16 protein-coding genes are annotated in these 20277 nt (G+C 64.6%); 6 read left to right on the forward strand and 10 right to left on the reverse strand.

The features are described 5' to 3' along the window. Positions 1-147 precede the first annotated feature (147 nt). The 4 genes from FJ950_RS26465 to FJ950_RS26480 form a co-directional block, all read right to left on the reverse strand. The gene (locus FJ950_RS26465; protein WP_015314660.1) at positions 148-885 is read right to left on the reverse strand and encodes a GntR family transcriptional regulator; all 738 of its coding nucleotides are present in this window, start codon (positions 883-885) and stop codon (positions 148-150) included. A 385-nt stretch (positions 886-1270) separates the two neighbouring features. After that, the gene (gene rpe, locus FJ950_RS26470) at positions 1271-1948 is read right to left on the reverse strand and encodes a ribulose-phosphate 3-epimerase (protein WP_015314661.1); all 678 of its coding nucleotides are present in this window, start codon (positions 1946-1948) and stop codon (positions 1271-1273) included. Positions 1949-2168: 220 nt separating this feature from the next. Next, positions 2169-6017, reverse strand: coding sequence for a hypothetical protein (locus tag FJ950_RS26475; protein ID WP_140619788.1), 3849 nt, complete (start codon positions 6015-6017; stop codon positions 2169-2171). A gap of 10 nt (positions 6018-6027) precedes the next feature. Further along, positions 6028-8241: a hypothetical protein gene (locus tag FJ950_RS26480; RefSeq protein ID WP_181171446.1), complete on the reverse strand. Its 2214-nt coding sequence runs from the start codon at positions 8239-8241 to the stop codon at positions 6028-6030. A gap of 241 nt (positions 8242-8482) precedes the next feature. On the opposite strand from FJ950_RS26480, the gene dnaK reads away from it, so the two are divergent. The 6 genes from dnaK (at position 8483) to FJ950_RS26510 (ending at position 14230) form a co-directional block, all read left to right on the forward strand. Next, positions 8483-10399 carry a molecular chaperone DnaK gene (dnaK, locus tag FJ950_RS26485; RefSeq protein WP_140619792.1) on the forward strand — a complete coding sequence of 639 codons (1917 nt, stop codon included), beginning with the start codon at positions 8483-8485 and terminating at the stop codon, positions 10397-10399. A 223-nt stretch (positions 10400-10622) separates the two neighbouring features. Further along, a complete protein-coding gene (dnaJ, locus tag FJ950_RS26490) occupies positions 10623-11750 on the forward strand; it encodes a molecular chaperone DnaJ (RefSeq protein ID WP_015314665.1) in 1128 nt (375 codons plus the stop codon). 104 nt (positions 11751-11854) lie between these two features. Further along, positions 11855-12460, forward strand: coding sequence for a phospholipid N-methyltransferase PmtA (gene pmtA, locus FJ950_RS26495; protein ID WP_140619794.1), 606 nt, complete (start codon positions 11855-11857; stop codon positions 12458-12460). A 159-nt stretch (positions 12461-12619) separates the two neighbouring features. Then, positions 12620-13216, forward strand: coding sequence for an NADPH-dependent FMN reductase (locus FJ950_RS26500; protein ID WP_015314667.1), 597 nt, complete (start codon positions 12620-12622; stop codon positions 13214-13216). Between the two features lie 26 nt (positions 13217-13242). Continuing rightward, positions 13243-13926 carry an orotidine-5'-phosphate decarboxylase gene (gene pyrF / locus FJ950_RS26505; RefSeq protein WP_181171452.1) on the forward strand — a complete coding sequence of 228 codons (684 nt, stop codon included), beginning with the start codon at positions 13243-13245 and terminating at the stop codon, positions 13924-13926. A gap of 16 nt (positions 13927-13942) precedes the next feature. Beyond that, complete coding sequence (locus FJ950_RS26510) at positions 13943-14230, forward strand: DUF1330 domain-containing protein (RefSeq protein WP_023781950.1); 288 nt, start codon at positions 13943-13945, stop codon at positions 14228-14230. Here the strand turns inward: FJ950_RS26510 and FJ950_RS26515 are convergent. From FJ950_RS26515 to FJ950_RS26540, 6 genes are all read right to left on the reverse strand, one after another. After that, the gene (locus tag FJ950_RS26515) at positions 14227-15285 is read right to left on the reverse strand and encodes a D-alanine:D-lactate ligase-like protein (RefSeq protein ID WP_140619796.1); all 1059 of its coding nucleotides are present in this window, start codon (positions 15283-15285) and stop codon (positions 14227-14229) included. The two genes, FJ950_RS26510 and FJ950_RS26515, sit on opposite strands and share 4 nt — an antisense overlap. A gap of 140 nt (positions 15286-15425) precedes the next feature. Beyond that, a complete protein-coding gene (locus tag FJ950_RS26520) occupies positions 15426-16307 on the reverse strand; it encodes an SMP-30/gluconolactonase/LRE family protein (RefSeq protein ID WP_140619798.1) in 882 nt (293 codons plus the stop codon). Then, positions 16307-16945 (reverse strand): 2-dehydro-3-deoxy-6-phosphogalactonate aldolase, encoded by a 639-nt coding sequence (locus FJ950_RS26525; RefSeq protein ID WP_140619800.1) that lies wholly within the window; start codon positions 16943-16945, stop codon positions 16307-16309. The genes FJ950_RS26520 and FJ950_RS26525 overlap by 1 nt, the downstream gene beginning before the upstream one ends. Continuing rightward, on the reverse strand, positions 16942-17901 hold the full coding sequence (locus tag FJ950_RS26530; protein WP_140619802.1) for a 2-dehydro-3-deoxygalactonokinase: 960 nt from the start codon (positions 17899-17901) through the stop codon (positions 16942-16944). Before FJ950_RS26530 ends, FJ950_RS26525 begins: the two co-directional genes overlap by 4 nt. Next, positions 17898-18665, reverse strand: coding sequence for an SDR family oxidoreductase (locus tag FJ950_RS26535; protein ID WP_015314674.1), 768 nt, complete (start codon positions 18663-18665; stop codon positions 17898-17900). The genes FJ950_RS26530 and FJ950_RS26535 overlap by 4 nt, the downstream gene beginning before the upstream one ends. 169 nt (positions 18666-18834) lie before the next feature. Then, positions 18835-20184, reverse strand: a complete 1350-nt coding sequence (locus FJ950_RS26540) for an EAL domain-containing protein (RefSeq protein WP_140619804.1) — start codon at positions 20182-20184, stop codon at positions 18835-18837. Positions 20185-20277: the final 93 nt, after the last annotated feature.

The raw sequence follows: 20277 nt of genomic DNA on the forward strand, positions 1-20277 counted from the left end.
TCCCAGGTGACGCCGGCCGCGATCTTGGGCGGCACGCGACGAAGAGTTCGCGTTTCCCAGCCCTGCCGTCAAGGCCGCAGCCGGCTGCCCGGCGTCCACCGAAAGATTCGAGGGATGGGACGGCAGAGAGCGCCGACCAAACAGCCGTCAACGCTGGGCGCGCTTACCCGGACCGGCGGGTGCCTCGCCTTGCCTGAAGCGTTCCATGCACATGGCGGCGGTCAGCTGGTAGTGATCGATCAGGGCCTGGACGGCACCATCCGCATTGCCGTCCAGCGCATTTTCAGCAATCAGCCGGTGTTCGGCGAAATCGTCGCGCTGGATGCTCTCCCCGTCATTGGCCATTTGCCTGTAGCGGTAGGCGTGATCGGAAAGCTGGTCGCAGAAACCAACCAGCCAGTGCGACCGGCACGCCGAGATCAGCACCCGATGGAAAGTGCGATGCACTTTCTCCCACTCCGGATTGAGCGACGAGCTACTTTGCGGTGAAAGCCGTGAGGCCCGCCCCAGGCGATGCAGCGCCAGCACCAATTGTTCTTCCCATTCGGCGGTGCGGTGGGCAATGGATTCGCGCAGCGCCCGCTCCTCGAGCCAGCAGCGCGTGCGCGTCAGTTCCTCGAGTTCCGTCGCGCTGACCGGCATGATGAAAAAGCCACGCTGGTCATGGCGGCCAAGGAGACCTTCGGAGGCAAGGCGATTGAGGGCTTCACGAACCGGAGAGGCACCGGCGCCATACTTGGAAACGACCCACTCGACGCGCAGCTTGCTTTCGGTTTCAAGAGCGCCGCTGAGAAGATCATCACGCAATTGGTGATAGACCGTGCTGGCAAGCGTGCTCTTGGCTCCTGTGCCGTCGTCGTTCAGATTGGCAGCTCCGTATGTCAAAAGCGACTCCTTGTCCCCTTACTGTCGTCCTGGGCAATTCGAGTCCGAAATTCTCTCTCCGTACGCGTACCATATAGCGTGACGCTTCCGGCACTCAAGCAGAAGATCGCGCTATTGTACTTTAGGACAATGGAATATACCCAATCCGCGGGGCCGATCGCGAGAATTCGAATATTCTACAACCAGCAGAAGTTTAACGTGTTTTGTATGCACGCAGGATCATCTGTTTCTTGTGCTCCCATGCGAGCATCTTTTCTGTCGCGCGCAAAGACAGCGGGCGACTGCCCGAATCAGATCGTCGCGCAACCTGATTCGGACGCGCGGCAGACCACGCCCTCCAACGACGCCGATCCGTAGCAATTGGTGCCGGAATGACCGCGCTGTGTCAGCCGGCGGCCTTGTCGGCCGCCGCCCTGATCGCTTCGATGTTGGCGCGGTAAGCCTCGACACTGCCACCCCTGAAGATGGCAGCACCGGCCACCAGCACGTCGGCGCCGGCAGCGGTGACCAAGGGGGCGGTTTCCGGCGAGACGCCTCCGTCGATCTCGATGCGGATCGGCCGGTCACCGATCAGCGCCTTGATCCTTCTCACCTTGTCGACCATCGCCGGGATGAAGGCCTGCCCGCCGAAACCCGGATTGACGGTCATGATCAGGATCAGGTCGAGCCGGTCGAGCACATATTCGATCGCCGTTTCCGGGGTCGCCGGATTGAGCGACACGCCCGCCTTCTTGCCGAGGTTCCTGATTGTCTGCAACGAGCGGTCGAGATGCGGCCCGGCCTCGGCATGCACCGTCATGCCGTCGCAGCCGGCTTCGGCAAAGGCGGCGAGGTAGGGATCGGCTGGCGCGATCATCAGGTGGCAGTCGAAAAAGGCCTTGGTGCGATTGCGGATCGCCTTGATGACAGGCGGGCCGAAGGTGATGTTTGGCACGAAATGCCCATCCATCACGTCGAGATGGATCCAGTCGGCACCGGCCGCCGCCACCGCCTCGACCTCGTCACCGAGCTTCGAGAAATCCGATGCCAGCACCGACGGTGCGATCAAGGTTTTTTTGCTCATGTCGCGGCCTTTCCGGGCGCCCTTTTGATACGATCGCTGCGTACCGACTGCCTAAAGCGCTCCCGGGGACTTGTCGAGAGCGCCAGTACAGCGGCTCCACAGGCAGGGGTGACGTCGCGGCGTTCCCGATCCTGTCGCCGCCAACCTCCGCCTGCCTGGATCATGAAGAAAGACCCGCCGGATTGCTCCAGCGGGTCTTTGTTTGGCGTCGCGCGGGTGCCTATTGCTGCTGAAGCTTCAGCACCCTGTTTGGCACCGGGTCCTGCTGCTGGTCGATCGGCTGCCTGCGCCGCGGCAGCAATTGCAGCAACTGGCCCGGATCGATTTCCAGCGATGGTTGCCCGCGCATCGGCCGGCAGTTCGGATACCGCCCGACCATGCCTTCCGGACAGTGCCGCGTGAAGATCGGCTGGCACTGGCCGTTGACCATCTGCGAGCCCGGCGCGCATTCGCTCTCTTGCCTGGGCTTGCGGCATGCGCCGTCGATCACCTCGGTCCCACGCGGGCAGACGCATTCGCCGCGCTTGTTGTGGACCTGGCCGCGTATGTCGCACTGCTCCAACTGCGGCTGCTTGCGCCGACAGGCATTGCCTTGCACCTCGGTACCCCTCGGGCAAACGCAATTGCCGTCGGAGTCATGGACCTGGCCACGGATGGTGCACTGGTCAGGCTTCGGCCTGATCGGCCGGCAGGCCCGGTCTCGCACCTCTGTGCCTTGCGGGCAGACGCAGTCCCCGTCCGCATTGTGGACCTGGCCACGGATGGTGCACTGCTCGGGCTTCGGCCGGACCGGACGGCAGGCGCCATTGCGCATCTCGGTGCCTTGCGGGCAGACGCAATCGCCATCGGCATTGCGGACCTGGCCAGGAATGCGGCACTGCTGCGGCTTTGGCCGGATCTGGCGGCAGGCCCGGTCTCGCACCTCGGTGCCTTGCGGGCAGACACAGTCCCCGTCCGCATTGTGGACCTGACCACGGATGGTGCACTGCTCGGGCTTGTCGGTCCCGACGCATTTTCCGTTCTCCAGCTCCGTGCCGCGCGGGCAAACGCAACGTCCGTCCTCGGTGCGGATCTGGCCTTCGAGCAGCACGCAGCGCGGCGGAGGTGGCAGCGGCAGAAGGTTGGTGCATTGCCCGTTGCGGAAGGTGGTGCCTTCCGGGCAGACGCAGCGGCCGGCATCGTTCATGACGAAGCCCGGCGAGCACTGGTTCTTCACCTCATGCGTGATGATGAAGGGATGGCACGCATAGGCCTTGCCGCGATCGCCCTGCACGTTGGTCGCGTCGTTGGACAGCACGTCGCCGCCGCCCTGCACCCGTGTGTCGGGAGAGAGCACGCCTACGCAGTTCCGGCCGTTGACGTTGCCCTGCAGGTTGGCAAGACGCCCATCGTCGGGGATGACCACGGTCACACGGTGCGAGCGGCTTTCGCCGGCGCCGAGCGTCAGGTTGGCGATGCAGGAGGCCGGCAAGGTCGTCGGTTCCGGCGAACAGCCGAAGGGCGGCTCGATCGAAGTGATCGCGACGCCTTCCAGCCGGCCAAGCCCATCGACGCCGATCGCGTCGCCGATGCGGACCGGGCCCGAGAAGGGGCTCGTTCCGTCATTGGTGATGGTGATGTCGAACGAGCAGGGCTGGCCCAGCCTGCATTCGCGGTCGCCGGTCTTCTCGACACGGATGGTCGAGGAGCCGCCGCCCTTGGCGCAGGCCTGGCCGATCGGGTAGACGACGTCGTCGCCCTGCGCCGGCCCATAGGAGCCGCGCGCGCAGTTCTCGAATTCGCCATTGGCCGAAACCGTCACGTCGAAGTGCCTGGAGGTTCCGGGCGTCATGACGGCGCCTGGTATCTGGCACGACAACGCATTGGCCGGAACCGGTCCGCATGCCCATTCCGCGCCGTCAGGGGTTACGGTCTGGATCTGGACAGGCGCTCCGCCCGACACCAGCGTGGCGGCATCGTTGACCCGCACCGGACCGGTGGGGGCAGCCGTGCCGACATTGGCGACGGTGATGCGGCAGGAAACCAGCGCCGCGCCGGCCAGCGAGCCGTTGCACAACTTGGTGATGCGCAAGGCCGGCTGGCCGCTGTTGGGATGGCGGATGCGTTCCTTGGCGCAGGCCTTGTTGTTGGTGAGATCGACCTCACCGGGGATGGCCTTCACCTCGGCGCAGTTCTCGACCGTGTCGGACCGGTAGCCGGCCGGCATGACCGCCTTGACGAAGATCGGTGTCGAGGCGCCCGCGGGCAGCGAGATGCCGGCATTGTCGCAGCGGAACTGGCCGGGGCCGTTGGGGCCGCATGTCCAGGGCGGGCTCGGGCCGAAGGTGGAGGACGCCGGCGCGCCGCCGGGGTAGTTGTCGATCACCGTCAGCGGCCCATTGTAGGTCGATGTGCCGTTGTTGATGATGTCGATGATGAAGGTGCAGACGCCGTCGGCGGTGCAGACTTCGGTGCGGGCACGCTTCTTGAGAATCAGGTCGACCTTCTTCTCGACCGGCGGCTGGCAATCCGGATTGCGGTCGCCGCGCCGGCAGATCGGGATCGACGCGCAGCCCCGGTCATTGGCCTGGCTGCCGAACAGCGGCTTGCCGCTGGCGCCGTAATTGTAGGTGGCGCAGTTGCGCAGCACGCTGCCTTGCCAGCCTCCGTCTGGCTTGAAGCCGAGCTTGAGGTCGACAAAGGCTCCCGGAGCGAGCGTGGTCACCGGGTAAGTGCACGTCATCGGGGTGGTTCCCGGCGCGCAGACCCAGGGCAGATTAGGCCCCGAACTCAGCGTCGAGCCGGCCGGCAGCGTCACCTCGTCGAGCACGATCTTACCGTTGTAAGGCGCTGTGCCGACATTGGTGACCCGGATGGTGAAGTCGCAACCGCCGCCCATCGTGCAGCGTGTGACGTCGGCATGCTTTTCGACCTTGAGGTCCGGTTCCTTATCCCTGGGTGGGCACCTCTGGTCACGCGGGATGACGATGTCGATGGTTTGCGTGCAGCACAGGCCCCAGCCCTCCTTCGGTCCCGCATAGGTCTCGATGCCGGTGACGATGAGGTGGATGACATCGCCGGGTGACGCGCCGACGATCTTCCAGTTGAGCACGCCGCCGCCCGCCGGCACCTTCTGGGTGTCGGGGATGATGCTGATGCCTGGCGAGGTCGTCGACACCTGCACCCATTTGCCGCCCATCTCGGGGCCGACAGGCATGTGGTAGATGAAGGCACCGCCGCCGGGCACGCAGTCGACCGTGCCGCGTTCGACCTTGAAACACTCATGGTCGGTTGGAGGCGGAGGTTGCTTGTCGCATTTGGTGAGGTCGATCCGGATCGAGGTCTTTTCCCCGGTCGCGATGTTGCCGTCGTCCGGCTTGCCCGGGTCCTGCGACGGGATGATGGTGCCCGTGCCGGTGCCGCCGGTAACCTTGATCATGCCCTGGTTGTCGACGTTGACCGGCGCTGCAAACGCGGCGTGGTCGATCTTGGCGGTGATGCGGAAGGTGATGACGCGTTCGTTCAGTGCGCCCGAGCCATCGAGATCGCTGGCGGAAATCCGGAAATCGGAAACCGTTGCCGTGTCGTTGGGGCCGGCCGAAACGCTTACGACAGCGCCCGGCAAGGCCCCACCCGATGCATCGGTGCCGTCGCCGGAGACGGTCACATTGACGATCGAAAGACCGTGCGGAAGCTGGTCCCTGAAGTCGAGCTTGGCTTTCTTCAGCGCCGCCTCGAGGGCAGGATTGGCAAGGCCTTGCGGATTGCCGCGCAGTCCGAAGGTCAAGGTATAGAAGACATAGTCGCAACTGCGCTGGCCACCGGTCTTGGTGAAGAACGGCACGACACGTCCGGGTTCCGGGTTGATGATGCGCGGATTGTCGAGCTGCAGCGGCTGCACATCCTGGCCGGTGACAGCCTGGACGGTCTGGGCGGCGGATGCCGGCAGTGCGGGCGCAAGGGCGACCGCGATCCCGGCCGCCATCAGCCAGCGCGCGCCGCGCCTGGCGAGTGACACGGGTTTCATGATCGTCTCCATGACGGTTTTTGGGGATTTGGTCGCGAGCGGGGATGGGGCAAGACTGTTCATCTTTGCCTCCTCAACGTTCGCAGCTGACGGCTGGGGTCCGGAGCGGCAAGGTCATCTTGCAGCAAGGGTAGTAGCCACCCTTGTCCTTGTCGGACTTCCTGTAGAAGCAAAGTCCAACATCCACTCTGTCGCCCGGATAGTGGCCGGTGATGTCGATCGTGTAAGGCTTGCCCGGTGCATGCGACATAGGTGAGGTCACAGCGACGCCTGGCGTCCTGGATTGGGCCTTGATCGAATCGCCGCCGAAGCCGGCATGGTCATGGAGATAGAGATCGGCCTCGAGACCGCGCGGCGTGCAGTAATACTGCACGTCCTCGACATCGAGACAGGGAGGCAGATTGCCCGGCGGTAGGAAATCCGGCGGGTAGAAGGGGGGCTCATAGCCGCCCGGTATTTCCTCATAATAGCCGGCCCGGCCCTCGCAGGGATGCCAGACGGCGACGTCGCCGACATGGCCTTCCACTTCGGGATCCTCGAAATAGCCGTCGAAATCGACGAACCAGGAGCCGAAGGGCGGCACGTTGGCCGGCTTGACCAGCTCCTTGGACGTGATCTGCACGCCGTGCACGGCAAGCGGCCCGTCCGCGGCGAGCCTTTCGGCGAACTCGGGGTTGTCGCGCAATTTGTCGCCTGTGTTGACCAAGGTCTGGGTGCAGACCGAGGTGTCGAGATTGCCGTCGGCATCGTAGCCATATTGCAGATCGAGGCCGCCGGCCGACTGCCTGTTGCCTTGCGGGAAGCCGACCGCATATTCCTGCGGCGCTTCCACCCAGACCGATTCCGTCGAGGGATCGTCGGGATTTTCCCTGAAGTAGCGGATGGCCTCGCCCTTGCCGGAATCGGCGAAGCGGCTGTAATCATAGCGGTTTTCGATCGGGCCGCGCTGGGCGAGATACATGAAGCCGCTGTTGTCGAAAGCGATGTCGGTGACGGCGTAGTCCTTGTCGGCCTTCACAGTCAGTTCCCAGCGGGGATCGCCGGCGAAGGTGCCGTCTCGGGCAATGCCCACCGACCAGATTTCCGACTTTTCGCCAACCGAATAATAGAGCCGGCCACCATGATAGGAGACGGCCCAGACGCGGCGCTCGTCCTGGGTGTAGCCCCAGCTGTCGGGGTCCTCGGTATCGAAGGCCGCGCCCTGTACGTCCATCACCGCGCCATCGTCGGCGACCGGGGCCAGCCCATGCGCCGGCCGGCCGGCGCCGCCATGGTCGAACGTGTCGACCAGTCTGCCGTCGGCGTCGATGCGATCGATCAGGCCGGTGTCGAGATCGGAGGCAAAGAACTGGCGGTGGGCGGGATCGAAGGTGATATTGCCGATGCCAGGTCCGCTGTTGGTGTCGATGTCGGCGAATTTGGCGACCTGGCCGGTGATGCCGTCGATCTTCCAGATGGTGCCCGGTCCGCCGCCGTTTTCGGTGCCGAACTGGCCCTCCATGAAGGTGGCGCCCGCCGTGCCGCGGCGCTGCCGCTCCGGCCTGCCGTCCTTGTCTGCGTCCGGCGTGACGATCTCAATGCCATGCAGCGAGGTGGCGGCGGCATAGAGGTTGGGAACGCCAGAGGGCACACCGTCGCGCACGCCATCATCATAGGTGAGGCCGAACACCTCGCCGATCTGGCCTGCTGTCACCTCGAAAGGCGGCGGCGTGAAAACGAGCTGGCCCGAGGCCGGACCACCCAGGTGTGAAACGTCGAAGACGCGCAAGGTGGCGCGCGAGATGTCGATGAAGGTCTCGTCGACCGGATCGACGCCGGGCGGCAACCCCTCGTCGACATTGGGGATGATGGTGCCGGGAAAGCCGGTGACCGCCATCGAGCCTGGATAGATGATCTGGGTTTCCTGCGCTTGGGCGGCCGCGCCCAGCCACAGGCTGGCGGCAAGCGCCAGAGCCAGCAGGCCGGCGGCCTGCAATGCACCGCGCAAGCGGTTGTCGAACTCAAGAAAAGGCACGAACGCGCCGCGGATGCGAGACATGACACTACCCCCGTAGTCCAGGGGAGAGACGTCCGGACTTGCCGCGCAAATCAGGGCAAGGCGCGGTGGTCCGGCTCGTTCTTCCCTGATCGAATTGTCTGCTTTCCTCATAGTGACGATACGCCTGCTCCTGCGCAGGGTCAACGGAATCAGCGGGAAGCCCAGCGCATCGACCCCGTCCCGAAGGCGGTGGTCGCGCCGAGCTCCTGTTGGTCCCGGAGACCATGGAGCCTCTGGGTTGCTGGTCATGGGGGGCTTCCTTTCCGGGGCCGCACCATGCGGCACCTGGACATCAGTCGCGGGCCGGCGCGGAAAGGTTCATGGAAGCGTTGCGCAGAATGCTTGCGCGCGATGCCGCCTGTTCTTATATACGCGCCAAGCCGTGCGGCGCCGGAGAACCGGTGGGTGGACGGTATTTCTTGTGAACAGGGGCTTTCGTCGGAACGCCTTACCGGGTCCTGAGAGCCTGCTTAGCGGAGAGACTAGAAAAATGGCAAAAGTAATCGGTATCGATCTCGGCACCACCAACTCGTGCATCGCCATCATGGATGGCAAGGAGCCGAAGGTAATCGAGAATGCGGAAGGCGCGCGCACGACGCCTTCCATCGTCGCCATCTCGGGCGACGGCGAACGTCTCGTCGGCCAGCCGGCCAAGCGCCAGGCGGTCACCAATCCTGAAAACACCATCTTCGCGGTCAAGCGCCTGATCGGCCGCCGCTATGACGATCCGGTGACGGAGAAGGACAAGAAGCTTGTCCCCTACAAGATCGTCAAGGGCGACAATGGCGATGCCTGGGTCGAGGCCGGCGGCAAGAAGCAGTCGCCCTCGCAGATCTCGGCCATGATCCTGCAGAAGATGAAGGAAACGGCGGAAGCCTATCTCGGCGAGAAGGTCGAGAAGGCGGTCATCACCGTTCCGGCCTATTTCAACGACGCCCAGCGCCAGGCCACCAAGGACGCCGGCAAGATCGCCGGCCTGGAAGTGCTGCGCATCATCAACGAGCCGACAGCGGCAGCGCTCGCCTATGGCCTCGACAAGAAGGAAGGCAAGACCATTGCCGTCTATGACCTTGGCGGCGGCACGTTCGACATTTCGGTGCTCGAAATCGGCGACGGCGTGTTCGAGGTGAAGTCGACCAATGGCGACACGTTCCTCGGCGGCGAGGACTTCGACATGCGCCTGGTCGAGTATCTGGCGGCCGAGTTCAAGAAGGAACAGGGCATCGACCTGAAGAACGACAAGCTCGCCCTGCAGCGCCTCAAGGAGGCGGCTGAAAAGGCCAAGATCGAGCTGTCGTCGACGACGCAGACCGAAATCAACCTGCCCTTCATCACCGCCGACGCGACCGGACCGAAGCACCTGACGCTGAAGCTGACGCGCGCCAAGTTCGAAAGCCTGGTCGAAGACCTCGTCCAGCGCACCATCGAGCCCTGCAAGGCGGCGCTCAAGGATGCCGGCTTGAAGGCTGGCGAGATCGACGAAGTGGTCCTGGTCGGCGGCATGACCCGCATGCCCAAGATCCAGGAGATCGTGAAGCAGTTCTTCGGCAAGGAGCCGCACAAGGGCGTCAACCCGGATGAGGTCGTCGCACTCGGTGCCGCCATCCAGGCCGGCGTGCTGCAGGGCGACGTCAAGGACGTGCTGTTGCTCGACGTGACGCCGCTGTCGCTCGGCATCGAGACGCTGGGCGGCGTTTTCACCCGGCTGATCGAGCGCAACACGACGATCCCGACCAAGAAGAGCCAGGTGTTCTCGACGGCCGAAGACAGCCAGTCCGCCGTGACCATCCGCGTCTTCCAGGGCGAGCGTGAAATGGCCGCCGACAACAAGGCGCTCGGCCAGTTCGACCTGGTCGGCATTCCGCCGGCGCCGCGCGGCGTGCCGCAGATCGAGGTCACGTTCGACATCGACGCCAACGGCATCGTCAACGTCTCGGCCAAGGACAAGGGCACCGGCAAGGAGCACCAGATCCGCATCCAGGCTTCGGGTGGACTTTCCGACGCCGACATCGAGAAGATGGTCAAGGATGCCGAGGCCAATGCCGATACCGACAAGAAGCGTCGCGCCGTGGTCGAGGCCCGCAATCAGGCCGAAGCCCTGGTGCATTCGTCGGAGAAGTCGCTGAAGGAATATGGCGACAAGGTCTCGGAGACCGAGCGCACGGCGATTTCGGACGCGATCGCGGCGCTGAAGGCCGCTGCCGAGGGCGACGATCCGGCCGACATCGAGGCCAAGAGCCAGGTGCTTGCCGAAGCTTCCATGAAGCTTGGCCAGGCCATGTACGAGGCCTCGCAGAAGGAAGCGGCGGAAGCCGACGCCAAGGCGGATGCCGCCAAGGACTCTGACGTGGTCGACGCCGATTTCGAGGAAATCGACGAAGACGACGACAAGAAGAAGTCGGCCTGAGCGGCCTGACGGCAAGATAATGCGAAAAGCCCGGCGCAAGGCCGGGCTTTTTTTGCAACCCTCGCTGAAAAAGTGCGAGCACCGCCGAAAAAATCACTGAAAACCACGGACAAGTTCGCGCCGGCCCTAGCATACGGGCAGCACCGCTCCTAAATCGAAACAACGTGCCGGCAAACGACGCAACATTGCATCACGACGTTGAGCATCCGGACTGCGGGAAAAAATGAAAGCTGATTTCTACGAAACGCTGGGCGTGCAGAAGGGCGCCGACGAGAAGGAGCTCAAGAGCGCTTTTCGCAAGCTGGCCATGCAATTCCATCCCGACCGCAACCCCGGCGATCATTCCTGCGAGCACAAGTTCAAGGAAATCAACGAAGCCTACGAGACGCTGAAGGACCCGCAGAAGCGCGCGGCCTATGACCGTTTCGGCCATGCCGCCTTCGAGCAGGGTGGGATGAATGGCGCGCAGGGCTTTGGCGCCGGCGGCTTCGCCGACATCTTCGAGGACATTTTCGGCGACATGATGGGCGGCCGCCAGCGCCGCTCTTCCGGTGGCCGCGAGCGCGGCGCCGACCTGCGCTACAACATGGAAATCTCGCTGGAGGAAGCCTTCGCGGGAAAGACCGCGCAAATCCGCGTGCCGGCTTCGATCTCCTGCACCGAATGCTCCGGCAGCGGCGCCAAGCCGGGCACCCAGCCGGTCACCTGCTCGATGTGCAACGGCCACGGCAAGGTGCGCGCCACGCAAGGGTTTTTCTCGATCGAGCGGACCTGCCCGCAATGCCAGGGCCGTGGCCAGACAATCAAGGATCCCTGCCCGAAATGCGCCGGCCAGGGCCGTGTCACCGAGGAGCGTTCGCTGTCGGTCAACATCCCGGCCGGCATCGAGGACGGTACCCGCATCCGCTTGGCCAATGAGGGTGAGGCCGGGCTGCGCGGCGGGCCATCGGGCGACCTCTATATCTTTCTGGCGGTCAAGCCGCACGAATTCTTCCAGCGCGACGGCGCCGATCTTTATTGCAAGGTGCCGATCTCGATGACCACCGCTGCCCTTGGCGGCTCCTTCGAGGTGACGACGCTCGACGGCACGCAGACCAAGGTGAAGGTGACCGAAGGTACGCAGAACGGACGCCAGTTCAGGCTCAAGGGCAAGGGCATGCCGGTGCTGCGCCAGCCCAATGTCGGCGACCTCTACATCCAGACCGCGGTGGAGACGCCGCAGAACCTGTCGCGCCGCCAGCGCGAATTGCTGGAAGAGTTCGAACAGCTTTCCTCGCAGGACAATTCGCCCCAATCGAGCGGCTTTTTCGCCCGCATGAAGGACTTTTTCGAGTCTTTCGGCGAGCGTTGAGACGCGACGAAAACTATCTTATCCACGCCATAGGCAAGGCCGCGCCTTGCCTTGCGTCATCCAGATGTTAAGTAGTTTCAAGGGGCGCGCTGAGGAGAGCTTGCATGGCACGTGGTCACGGACTGCGGAAGGCGTTTGCCGAGAAGTTCGACGATGAACTCAAATTCTTCAAGGGCTGGATCGACAAGCCGAAGACGGTCGGCTCGATCGTTCCGACCAGCTCGATCACCGCGCGCAAGATGGCCTCGATCGTCAATCCCAAGTCCGGCCTGCCGGTGCTCGAGGTCGGCCCCGGCACCGGTGTCATCACCCGCGCCATCCTCGCCCAGGGCGTGCGGCCCGAAAACCTCTACGCGATCGAATATTCCACCGATTTCGTGCGCCACCTGCGCCAGCTCTACCCCGGCGTCAACGTCATCGAGGGCGATGCCTTCAACCTCAACGCCACGCTTGGCGAGAGGAGCGGGATGATCTTCGACAGCGTCGTTTCCGGCGTGCCGCTGCTCAATTTCCCGGTCGCCCAGCGCATCGCCTATATCGAGAGCCTGCTCGACCGCATTCCGGTCGGACGGCCGATCGTGCAGCTGACCTATGGTCCGATGTCGCCGATCCCGGCCGGCCGCGGCGACTACACGGTGAAGCATTTCGACTTCATCTTCCGCAACATCCCGCCGACGCAGCTGTGGATCTACCGGCGCGAGGCGCATTAGAAGAGAAGGCAGTAGGGGAGTAGGGGGGAAAAGATTGGCCAGGGAAACGTTCCTACTGCCCTACTGCCCTACTGCCCTACTGCCCTACTGCCCTTCCCCCCATCCAGCCGTTGATTTGATCGAACCTTGGCTGTACGTGTCCCAGAACAAGGGTGGCCAATGGCAGTGATCCCGAAAATCCTCGTCTTCGCCGGCTCGGTGCGCAGCGGCGCCTATAGCGGCAGGACCGCCGACGTGGCACAGAAGGAACTTGCGGTGCAAGGTGCCGAGGTGACCCGTATTTCGCTTGCCGATTACCCCTTGCCGATCCTCGACGAGGACCTGGAAAAGGAAAACGGCGTTCCGGAAAACGCCCAGAGGCTGGCGCGGCTGATATCAGCCCATGACGGGCTGCTGATCGCCACGCCGGAATATAACGGTTCGATCCCACCGCTGCTCAAGAACACGATCGACTGGGTGAGCCGGGTGCGACGGGATGGCGGCCGGTCGGTCAGGCCACTTGCCGGCAAGGTCGCCGGCCTCTGCTCGTCCTCCAACGGGCGCTTCGCCGGCATCCGCTGCATCAACCATTTGCGTGCCGTGCTGGTGCGCTGCCAGATGGAAGTGGTGACACCGGAATGCTCGGTGCCGGAGGGTGGCGACGCCTTCGACGGGGACGGCCATTTCCGTGACGAAAGACTGCACAAATCGATGGAGCACCTATGCCGCACGCTGATCGAAACCTCGCGCATGCTGTCGACCAGGGTCGAGGCGTGACCGCCGCACCCCTGCAGCCTCATTGCATGCAGGAGCGATTGATCGTCGGCCTCGACGTGCCGACCGTGAAGGAGGCCGAGCAGGCGGTGCGCGAGCTCGAAGGCGTCGTCTCCTTCTACAAGATCGGCTATCAGCTGGCTTTTGCCGGCGGCATCGACTTCGCCAGGGAACTGGCCAGCGGCGGAACGAAAATCTTCCTCGACATGAAGCTGCTCGACATCGACCACACGGTGGCCAAGGGCGTCGAGAACATCGTCAGGATGGGCATGACCATGCTGACCATCCACGCCTATCCCAAGGCGATGCAGGCGGCGGTGGAGGCGGCGCGCGGCAGCGAGCTTTGCCTGCTCGCCGTCAGCGTGCTGACCTCGATGGACGAGCAGGACATGATCGACGTTGGCTATGAATATGACCCGCACACGCTGGTGCTGCGGCGGTCCGAACAGGCGCTCCATGCCGGCATGGGCGGCATCGTCTGCTCGGCCGCGGAAGCCGAAGCGGTGCGCCGCATCGTCGGCCCGGACATGGCAGTGGTGACGCCGGGCATCCGACCGACGGGGAGCGACCATGGCGACCAGAAACGCGTGGTGACGCCGGCGCAAGCGGTCCGCAACGGCGCCAGCCATCTTGTGGTGGGCCGCCCGATCGTCGCGGCAAACGACCGCCGCGCGGCAGCGCAGGCGATCCTCGACGAAATGCGCTCCGCGTAGAATAAGGGAGAGAACAATGCCGAAGGGATACTGGATCGCCCGCGTCGATGTGCGCGACGCCGAAGGCTACAAGGATTACGTCGCGGCGGCAAAACCAGCTTTCGAGCGCTTCGGCGCGAAATTCCTGGCCCGCGGCGGCGAGCATGAGAAAGCCGAGGGCCCAGGGCGGGCGCGCAATGTGCTCATCGAGTTCGAATCGCTCGCCGCCGCGCATGACTGCTACCACTCGCCGGAATATCAGCGCGCGGTGGCCATCCGCCAGAAGGTCGCCGACGGCGAGATCGTCTTGGTCGAGGGTATCTAGCGCAAAAGCCTGTTCGCCGCGGTTTCAGCCATCGCGTCGGCCAAGCTCAACCCCCATTGCTGGCGGCAATAGGCGCGGAAGTCGAAGCAGGGCAGGCCGGGACAGACCTCGAATTCGATCAGGTGAACCGTGTCGTCGGCCTCGACGCGCAGGTCCATGGAAAACACATCGCGCAGGCCGAGCCCGGTGATCAGCCGTTCGGCGATCCCCTTGATCCTCGCATCGGCCGCCGGCTGGCTGTCCGCGACCGCAGCGAGTTCGGGTTCGGCGTATTGCCCGGCAGCCTTCGCCGCCTCGCCGGTGGCGCCATAGAGAGCCAAACTGTCTTCCATGGTCTGGAAATCACCTCCCGACTCGACAAAGGCGACGCCGAGCGCTTCAACGCCGGTATCCGGCATCAGCCCAAGGAAGCTGGCGCGGACGTTGCGGCCGGCGACATAGGGCTGGACGACGACATCGTCGCGATAACAGGCGAAAACACGCCGGCTAAGCTCCAGCGCGTGAGCGAAATCGGTTACGCGCGAATCCGGCCAGATGCCGATCTTGGCGCCGAGGCGGTTGGGCTTGACGAACCAGCCGGCGGCGGAGGCCGGCGCCTCGACCAGCCATTTGCCATCCCGCGCGAGACCGGCCTGCGGCACCGGCAGGTCGAGCGCGCCAAGCACGGCGCCGGAGCGGAACTTGTCCTGGCAGAGCGCGAACAGCGAATCGTCGGCGCCGATGGTGTTGAAACCGCTCAGTCTTGCCAAAGCGGGTGCCGCGCCGCCACGGAAATAGGCGACGCCGTCGGTCAGCGTCCAGACCAGCGCGCTTCGCGGATCCTCCCCGTCGAGCACCTTGGCCGCATCGTCGAGCACCACCGGCGCAAAGGACAGGCCGCGCGCCTCGCAGGCGGCGGCCAGCGCATCGAATTCGAGAGCGAGATCGGTCGACTGCGCCAGATAGGACGAGATTTCGGCGGCACGCCGCGATGCATGACCGTCGGCGAGCAAGCGGTCGAAACAAGCCTTTTCAGGCTCGTGGACAAGGACCAGTTTCGGCTTGTGCGTTGGCATGATGTGGCGGTTCCCGACGGTGCGATGACCTACCATCGCACGGCCCGCACAATCGGCTTTCGCGAAATCGACGCGCCCCGGACGCCTGCGTGACAGCGCCAGGATTGAGACCAAGGCCTCGGGGCTCGCGTCCGGCAATGTCAGGCGATCAGGACGCGGGGTTCCAGGCGGCCATTGACAGGAATGTCCAGCAGGAAGGTCATGCCGCCCTGCAGGTCGAGCAGACGCTGCTTTTCATTCTTGCCCGACCAGGCCGAGGTCACGGCCAGCCGATCGGCATTCCTGCCGACGAAGGCCGGGCAGGATGGCTGCGTCACCGGCATGGCGACCGTGCGGACGAGCTCGCCGTCCGGCCCATAGGCCTCGATGACGCTGCCACCCCAGACGGCGTTCCACAGGATGCCGTCGCGGTCGAGCACCGAACCGTCGATATAGCCCTTGGCCGAGCGGTGATCCACGAAGATCTTCGGCTCGCCGACGGGCAGGCCGGTCGCCGGATCGCAGGCAACGCGCATCAGCAATCCGGTCGAGGTGTCGGTGTAGTAAGCAAGCGTGCCGTCTGATGAAAAGCAGATCGAGTTCGAGACGGTGATATCCGAAAACAGGCGGCGCAGTTCGCCTTTGAAAAACCAGTAGATCGAGCCCGCGCCCTTCTCCTCGCCCTTGCCCATGGTACCGACCCACAAGGCACCGCAGGGATGGACGCGGGAATCGTTGGAACGGGTGACCGGGTTGTCGGCCTCGATGGCGGTGTGCAGCGTCATTCCGCCGGTGGCGACGTCGCGGACAAAAAGCCCGGTTTCGGTGGCGATCAGCTGTCGCTTGTCATCGATGATGGCGATCGCGCTTGCCATCTGGCCAAGCTCGTGGATTTTCAGCGCGCCGCCTGCCAAGGGCTTTTCCAGGAGCTGGCTGTTGACGATGTCGAACCAGAACAGCGCATCCGTGCCGGGATCGTAACTTGGCCCTTCGCCGAGCTGGCAGACATGATCGGAAAAGACGGAAACGATCGGTTCACTCATCATGCTTCTCCGAATACCGCGTCCCAGGCAGCGACGGCTGCGTAGGCGCGCGCCGCCACATCGTCGACGCTCATGCCTGGCTTGAACAGGCTGGAGCCGAGCCCGAAGACCGTCACGCCAACCGCCTTGTAGCCGGCAAAGTCCTTTTCCGAAACGCCACCGACCGCGCCGACCAGAGTCTGCGCCGGCAGCACGGCCCGGATAGCGGAAATGCCCGATGCGCCGAGCACGCTGGCGGGGAAGAATTTCAGCGCCGAGGCGCCGAGCCGGATCGCCTGGAAGGCCTCGGTGGGAGTGAACACGCCAGGCATGGTGACCATGCCGTAATGCGCGGCGCGGCCCATCACCTCGGCATCGATGTTGGGGCTGACCAGCAGTCGTCCGCCGGCCGCGTGAAGACTATCGACATCGGCCGCAGTCAGCACCGTGCCGGCGCCGACCAAAGCTGTCTTCGGCAGCACTTGAACAAGCCTGGCGATCGACGAAAACGGCTGGGGCGAATTGAGCGGCACCTCGATAGCCTCGATGCCGGCATCGAACAATGCCTGGCCGATGGCGATCGCCTCGCTTGCCTTGAGGCCGCGCAGGATGGCGACCAGACCGCGCTTAAGTTTTGGAAAGGGTGCGGTCTCGGTCATATGGCGGCTCCACTTCTGGCAATCATGCCATTCTCCCGCGCGGCCTCGATGAGACCGGCGCGTACAGCCTCGTCCGCGTCGACTGTCCGCACACCAAGCCCGGCAAGGCCGAGGGCGGCCTGGTAGAGCCCGGCCAGCGCGCCCGAGGCAATCAGCACGACCGATGTCGCGCCGGCGCCATGCCGGCGCCGGGCAGACGCGATCTCGCCGCCGATCAGCAGGCCGGACAGGCAGGCGGCGGCATTATCGGCCTGGAGGTCCTGGAGCAGGCCGGCGGCGCGGATGGCAAACAGCCGAGAGGTGACATCGCCGCCATCGCCTAGCGCTGTTTCGCACCAGCGGCGGAAGAACGGATTGTCTGGAGCAACCGGGCTTGGATGTTCACCCAGCGAATGGCGCAGGATCGAGTGCGCGGCAAGCACGGAAAACAGCTCGCCCGTCGGCCAGGTGCCGAAGCCGGCGACGGCGCCGTCCTCCACCAGCACCCATTTCGAATGCGTGCCGGGCATGCAGACCAGTTCGCGGCCCCTGGCGGGCAGGCCGGCGCCGGCAAGCTGCGTCTCCTCGCCGCGCATGACATCGGGCGCGTCGGCCAGGCGCTGGGCAAGGCCGGGAATGATGCGGATGTCGCGCTTCTGCCCGGGCACCCTAGCGGCGCCGCCGAGAATGGCACCGAGCGGCGACGGAACGCCGACATAGGGTGCCTCCAGCCAGCCCTGGCGGGAGCCGGCCATGCCGCAGATGATGACTGGCAATTCCTCCGGCGCGCCCATCGCTGCCAGATGGCCCTCCAGAACGTTGGCGAAGCCCTTTTCGCGCGCGGTGATCAGGCCATCGTCGCCGCGCCGCTCGGCAAGCACCTTGCCGCCGCCGTCGATCAGCCAGGCCCGAAGCCGGGTCGTGCCCCAATCGAGCGCCGCGACTGCCGGCACGCTGCTGGCAAACCCCGGGCTCACAGGAAACCTCCATCGACGATCAGCATCTGCGCGGTCAGCATGCGCGAGGCATCCGAGGCCAGGAACAGCACCGTGCCGACCATGTCGTCCGGCCGCATGACGTCCCTGATGCACTGCTTGGCGACATGGGCGGCAAGCGCCTGTTCAGTGACCCAGAGCTGCTTCTGCCGCTCGGTGATCACCCAGCCGGGCGCGATGGCATTGACGCGGATGCGGTCGGGCCCGAGCTTGCCGGCCAACCCCTTGGTGAGGCCGAGGATGCCGGCCTTGGCGGCGGTGTAGGCCGGCAGGTCGGGATGATTGATCAGATAGGACGTCGAGGTGAAATTGATGATTGAGCCGCCGCCGGCGCGCTTCATGCCCGGCGCCACCGCCTGCGCGGTGAAGAAATGCGGCCGCAGGTTGATCGCCTGGTTATTGTCCCAGAACTCCACCGTCACGTCTTCGACGGCGTGACGTTCGTCCCAGGCGGCGTTGTTGACCAGCACGGTGACGTCGCCATGCGCTTCGGCCGCCTTCGCGGCGGACGCCCGCAGTGCTTCGATATCGCGCAGATCGGTCCTGAGATAGAGCGGCCGACGGCCGAGCTCTTCCTCGATACGGTCGGCGAGTGCGATGCTGGGCTTGTCGGCGATGTCGATGAAGGCGACCTTGGCGCCCTGGCGCATGAACCCTTCGGTCAATGCCGCGCCGATGCCGGAGCCGCCGCCGGTGATCAGCACCGAAGCGCCTTCGAGGTCGGCAAAACGCGCCGATGGCATCATGATTTTTCGTCTCCCGGGTCAACCGGCGCGCATCCTAGCCAGACACGTCCGGCGGGCAAGGGCGAAAAGACCGATTTCGGGCCTTATGTCTGACAAAAAGGCGATCGCGCCCGCGCTCGACCCCGCCAGGCGGCATCGCCGCATCGCGGGCAGGGCCGAAACCCGCCGCTCAGATTGCCTTGGCGCGCAAGGCGCCACGGAAGGAATCGCGGAGGTAGCCCAATGTGGCGTCGGCATCGGCCGGCTTGCCGAACAAATAGCCCTGCCCGCCGGCGCAACCGAACTGGACCAGGCGATCGGCCTGCGCCTCCTCTTCGATGCCTTCGGCGACCACATCCATGCCGAGCCCTTCGCACATGGCGAGGATGGCGCGGATGATGTGTTCGGACGGCCGGTCGTCGAGAATGGAGGAGACGAAGGCTCGGTCGATCTTGAGCTTGTCGAAATGGAATTCGCGCAAGCGGCCGAGCGAGGACTGGCCGGTGCCGAAATCGTCGAGCGAGACACGGATGCCAACGCGGCGCAGGTCCTCGACGATCTGCGCGGCCGAGGCCGGGTCGTTCATCAGGCCGGTCTCGGTGATCTCGATCTCCAGCCGGCGCGGGTCGAAGCCGGTGCGGTCAAGGATCGCCAGTATGTGCAGGCCGGTGTTCTGGTCGACGAGCTGCGAGGGCGACAGGTTGAAGGACAGGAACAGGTCTTTCGGCCAGCTCCTGGCGGCCTCCGTGGCCTTACGCAGCACAAGCTGCGACAACGGGCCGATGATGCCGCGCTCCTCGGCGATGGGGATGAAGACGGTCGGCGGCACCGAGCCGAGGTCGCGGTCTGTCCAGCGCGCCAGCGTCTCGAAGCCGATGGTGCGGCGCGTGGTGAGATCGACGATCGGCTGGAAATGCGGCTCCACCTCGCCGGCCGAGACGGCGCGGCGCAGCGCCTGTTCGATGCGGGTGACGCGCTTGGCGGCCTCCTCCATCTCACGGGTATAGACGACGACGCGGCCGCGACCGGAGCGCTTGGCATGGTAGAGCGCCGTTTCGGCCTTGTTGATGAGGATCTCGGTGGTCTCGTCGCCGGAATAGAACAATGAGCAGCCGACCGAGGCCGAGAGCCTGGCGGTGCGTTCGCCGACATCGTAGGGCGCCGACAGGATCTCGATCAGCATGCGGGATTTTTCCGCCGCCGCCTCCTCTGAGAACACAAGGGGGTAGAGGAAGGCGAATTCGTCGGCGCCGATGCGGCAGACCGTCGAATGGCCGTCCATCGAGGCGCGCAGCCGCATCGCCACCTGGATCAGGATGTCGTCGCCGGCCTTGTGGCCGAACAGGTCGTTGATCGGCTTGAAACCATCGAGGTCGAGAATGCCGACGGTGAAGGGCGCGGGATCGTCGGAACGGTCGCTGATCAGGCGATCGACCTTGTCGAAGAAGCGGCGATGATTGCCAAGCCCGGTCAACGGATCGGTGAACGCCAGATCCGTGCTTTCCCTGTTTGCCTGACCGGTGCCAAACGGAGTTTGCATCGGTGTCCCTGTTCGTCCCTGCTTTTGTCGTCGGAATTTATTTTCCAGACTGGCAGCAAACCCTTTAGGAAACGTATCCCACGGACCGATTTT

The organism is Mesorhizobium sp. B2-3-14 (assembly GCF_006442175.1).
Lineage (GTDB): Bacteria > Pseudomonadota > Alphaproteobacteria > Rhizobiales > Rhizobiaceae > Mesorhizobium > Mesorhizobium australicum.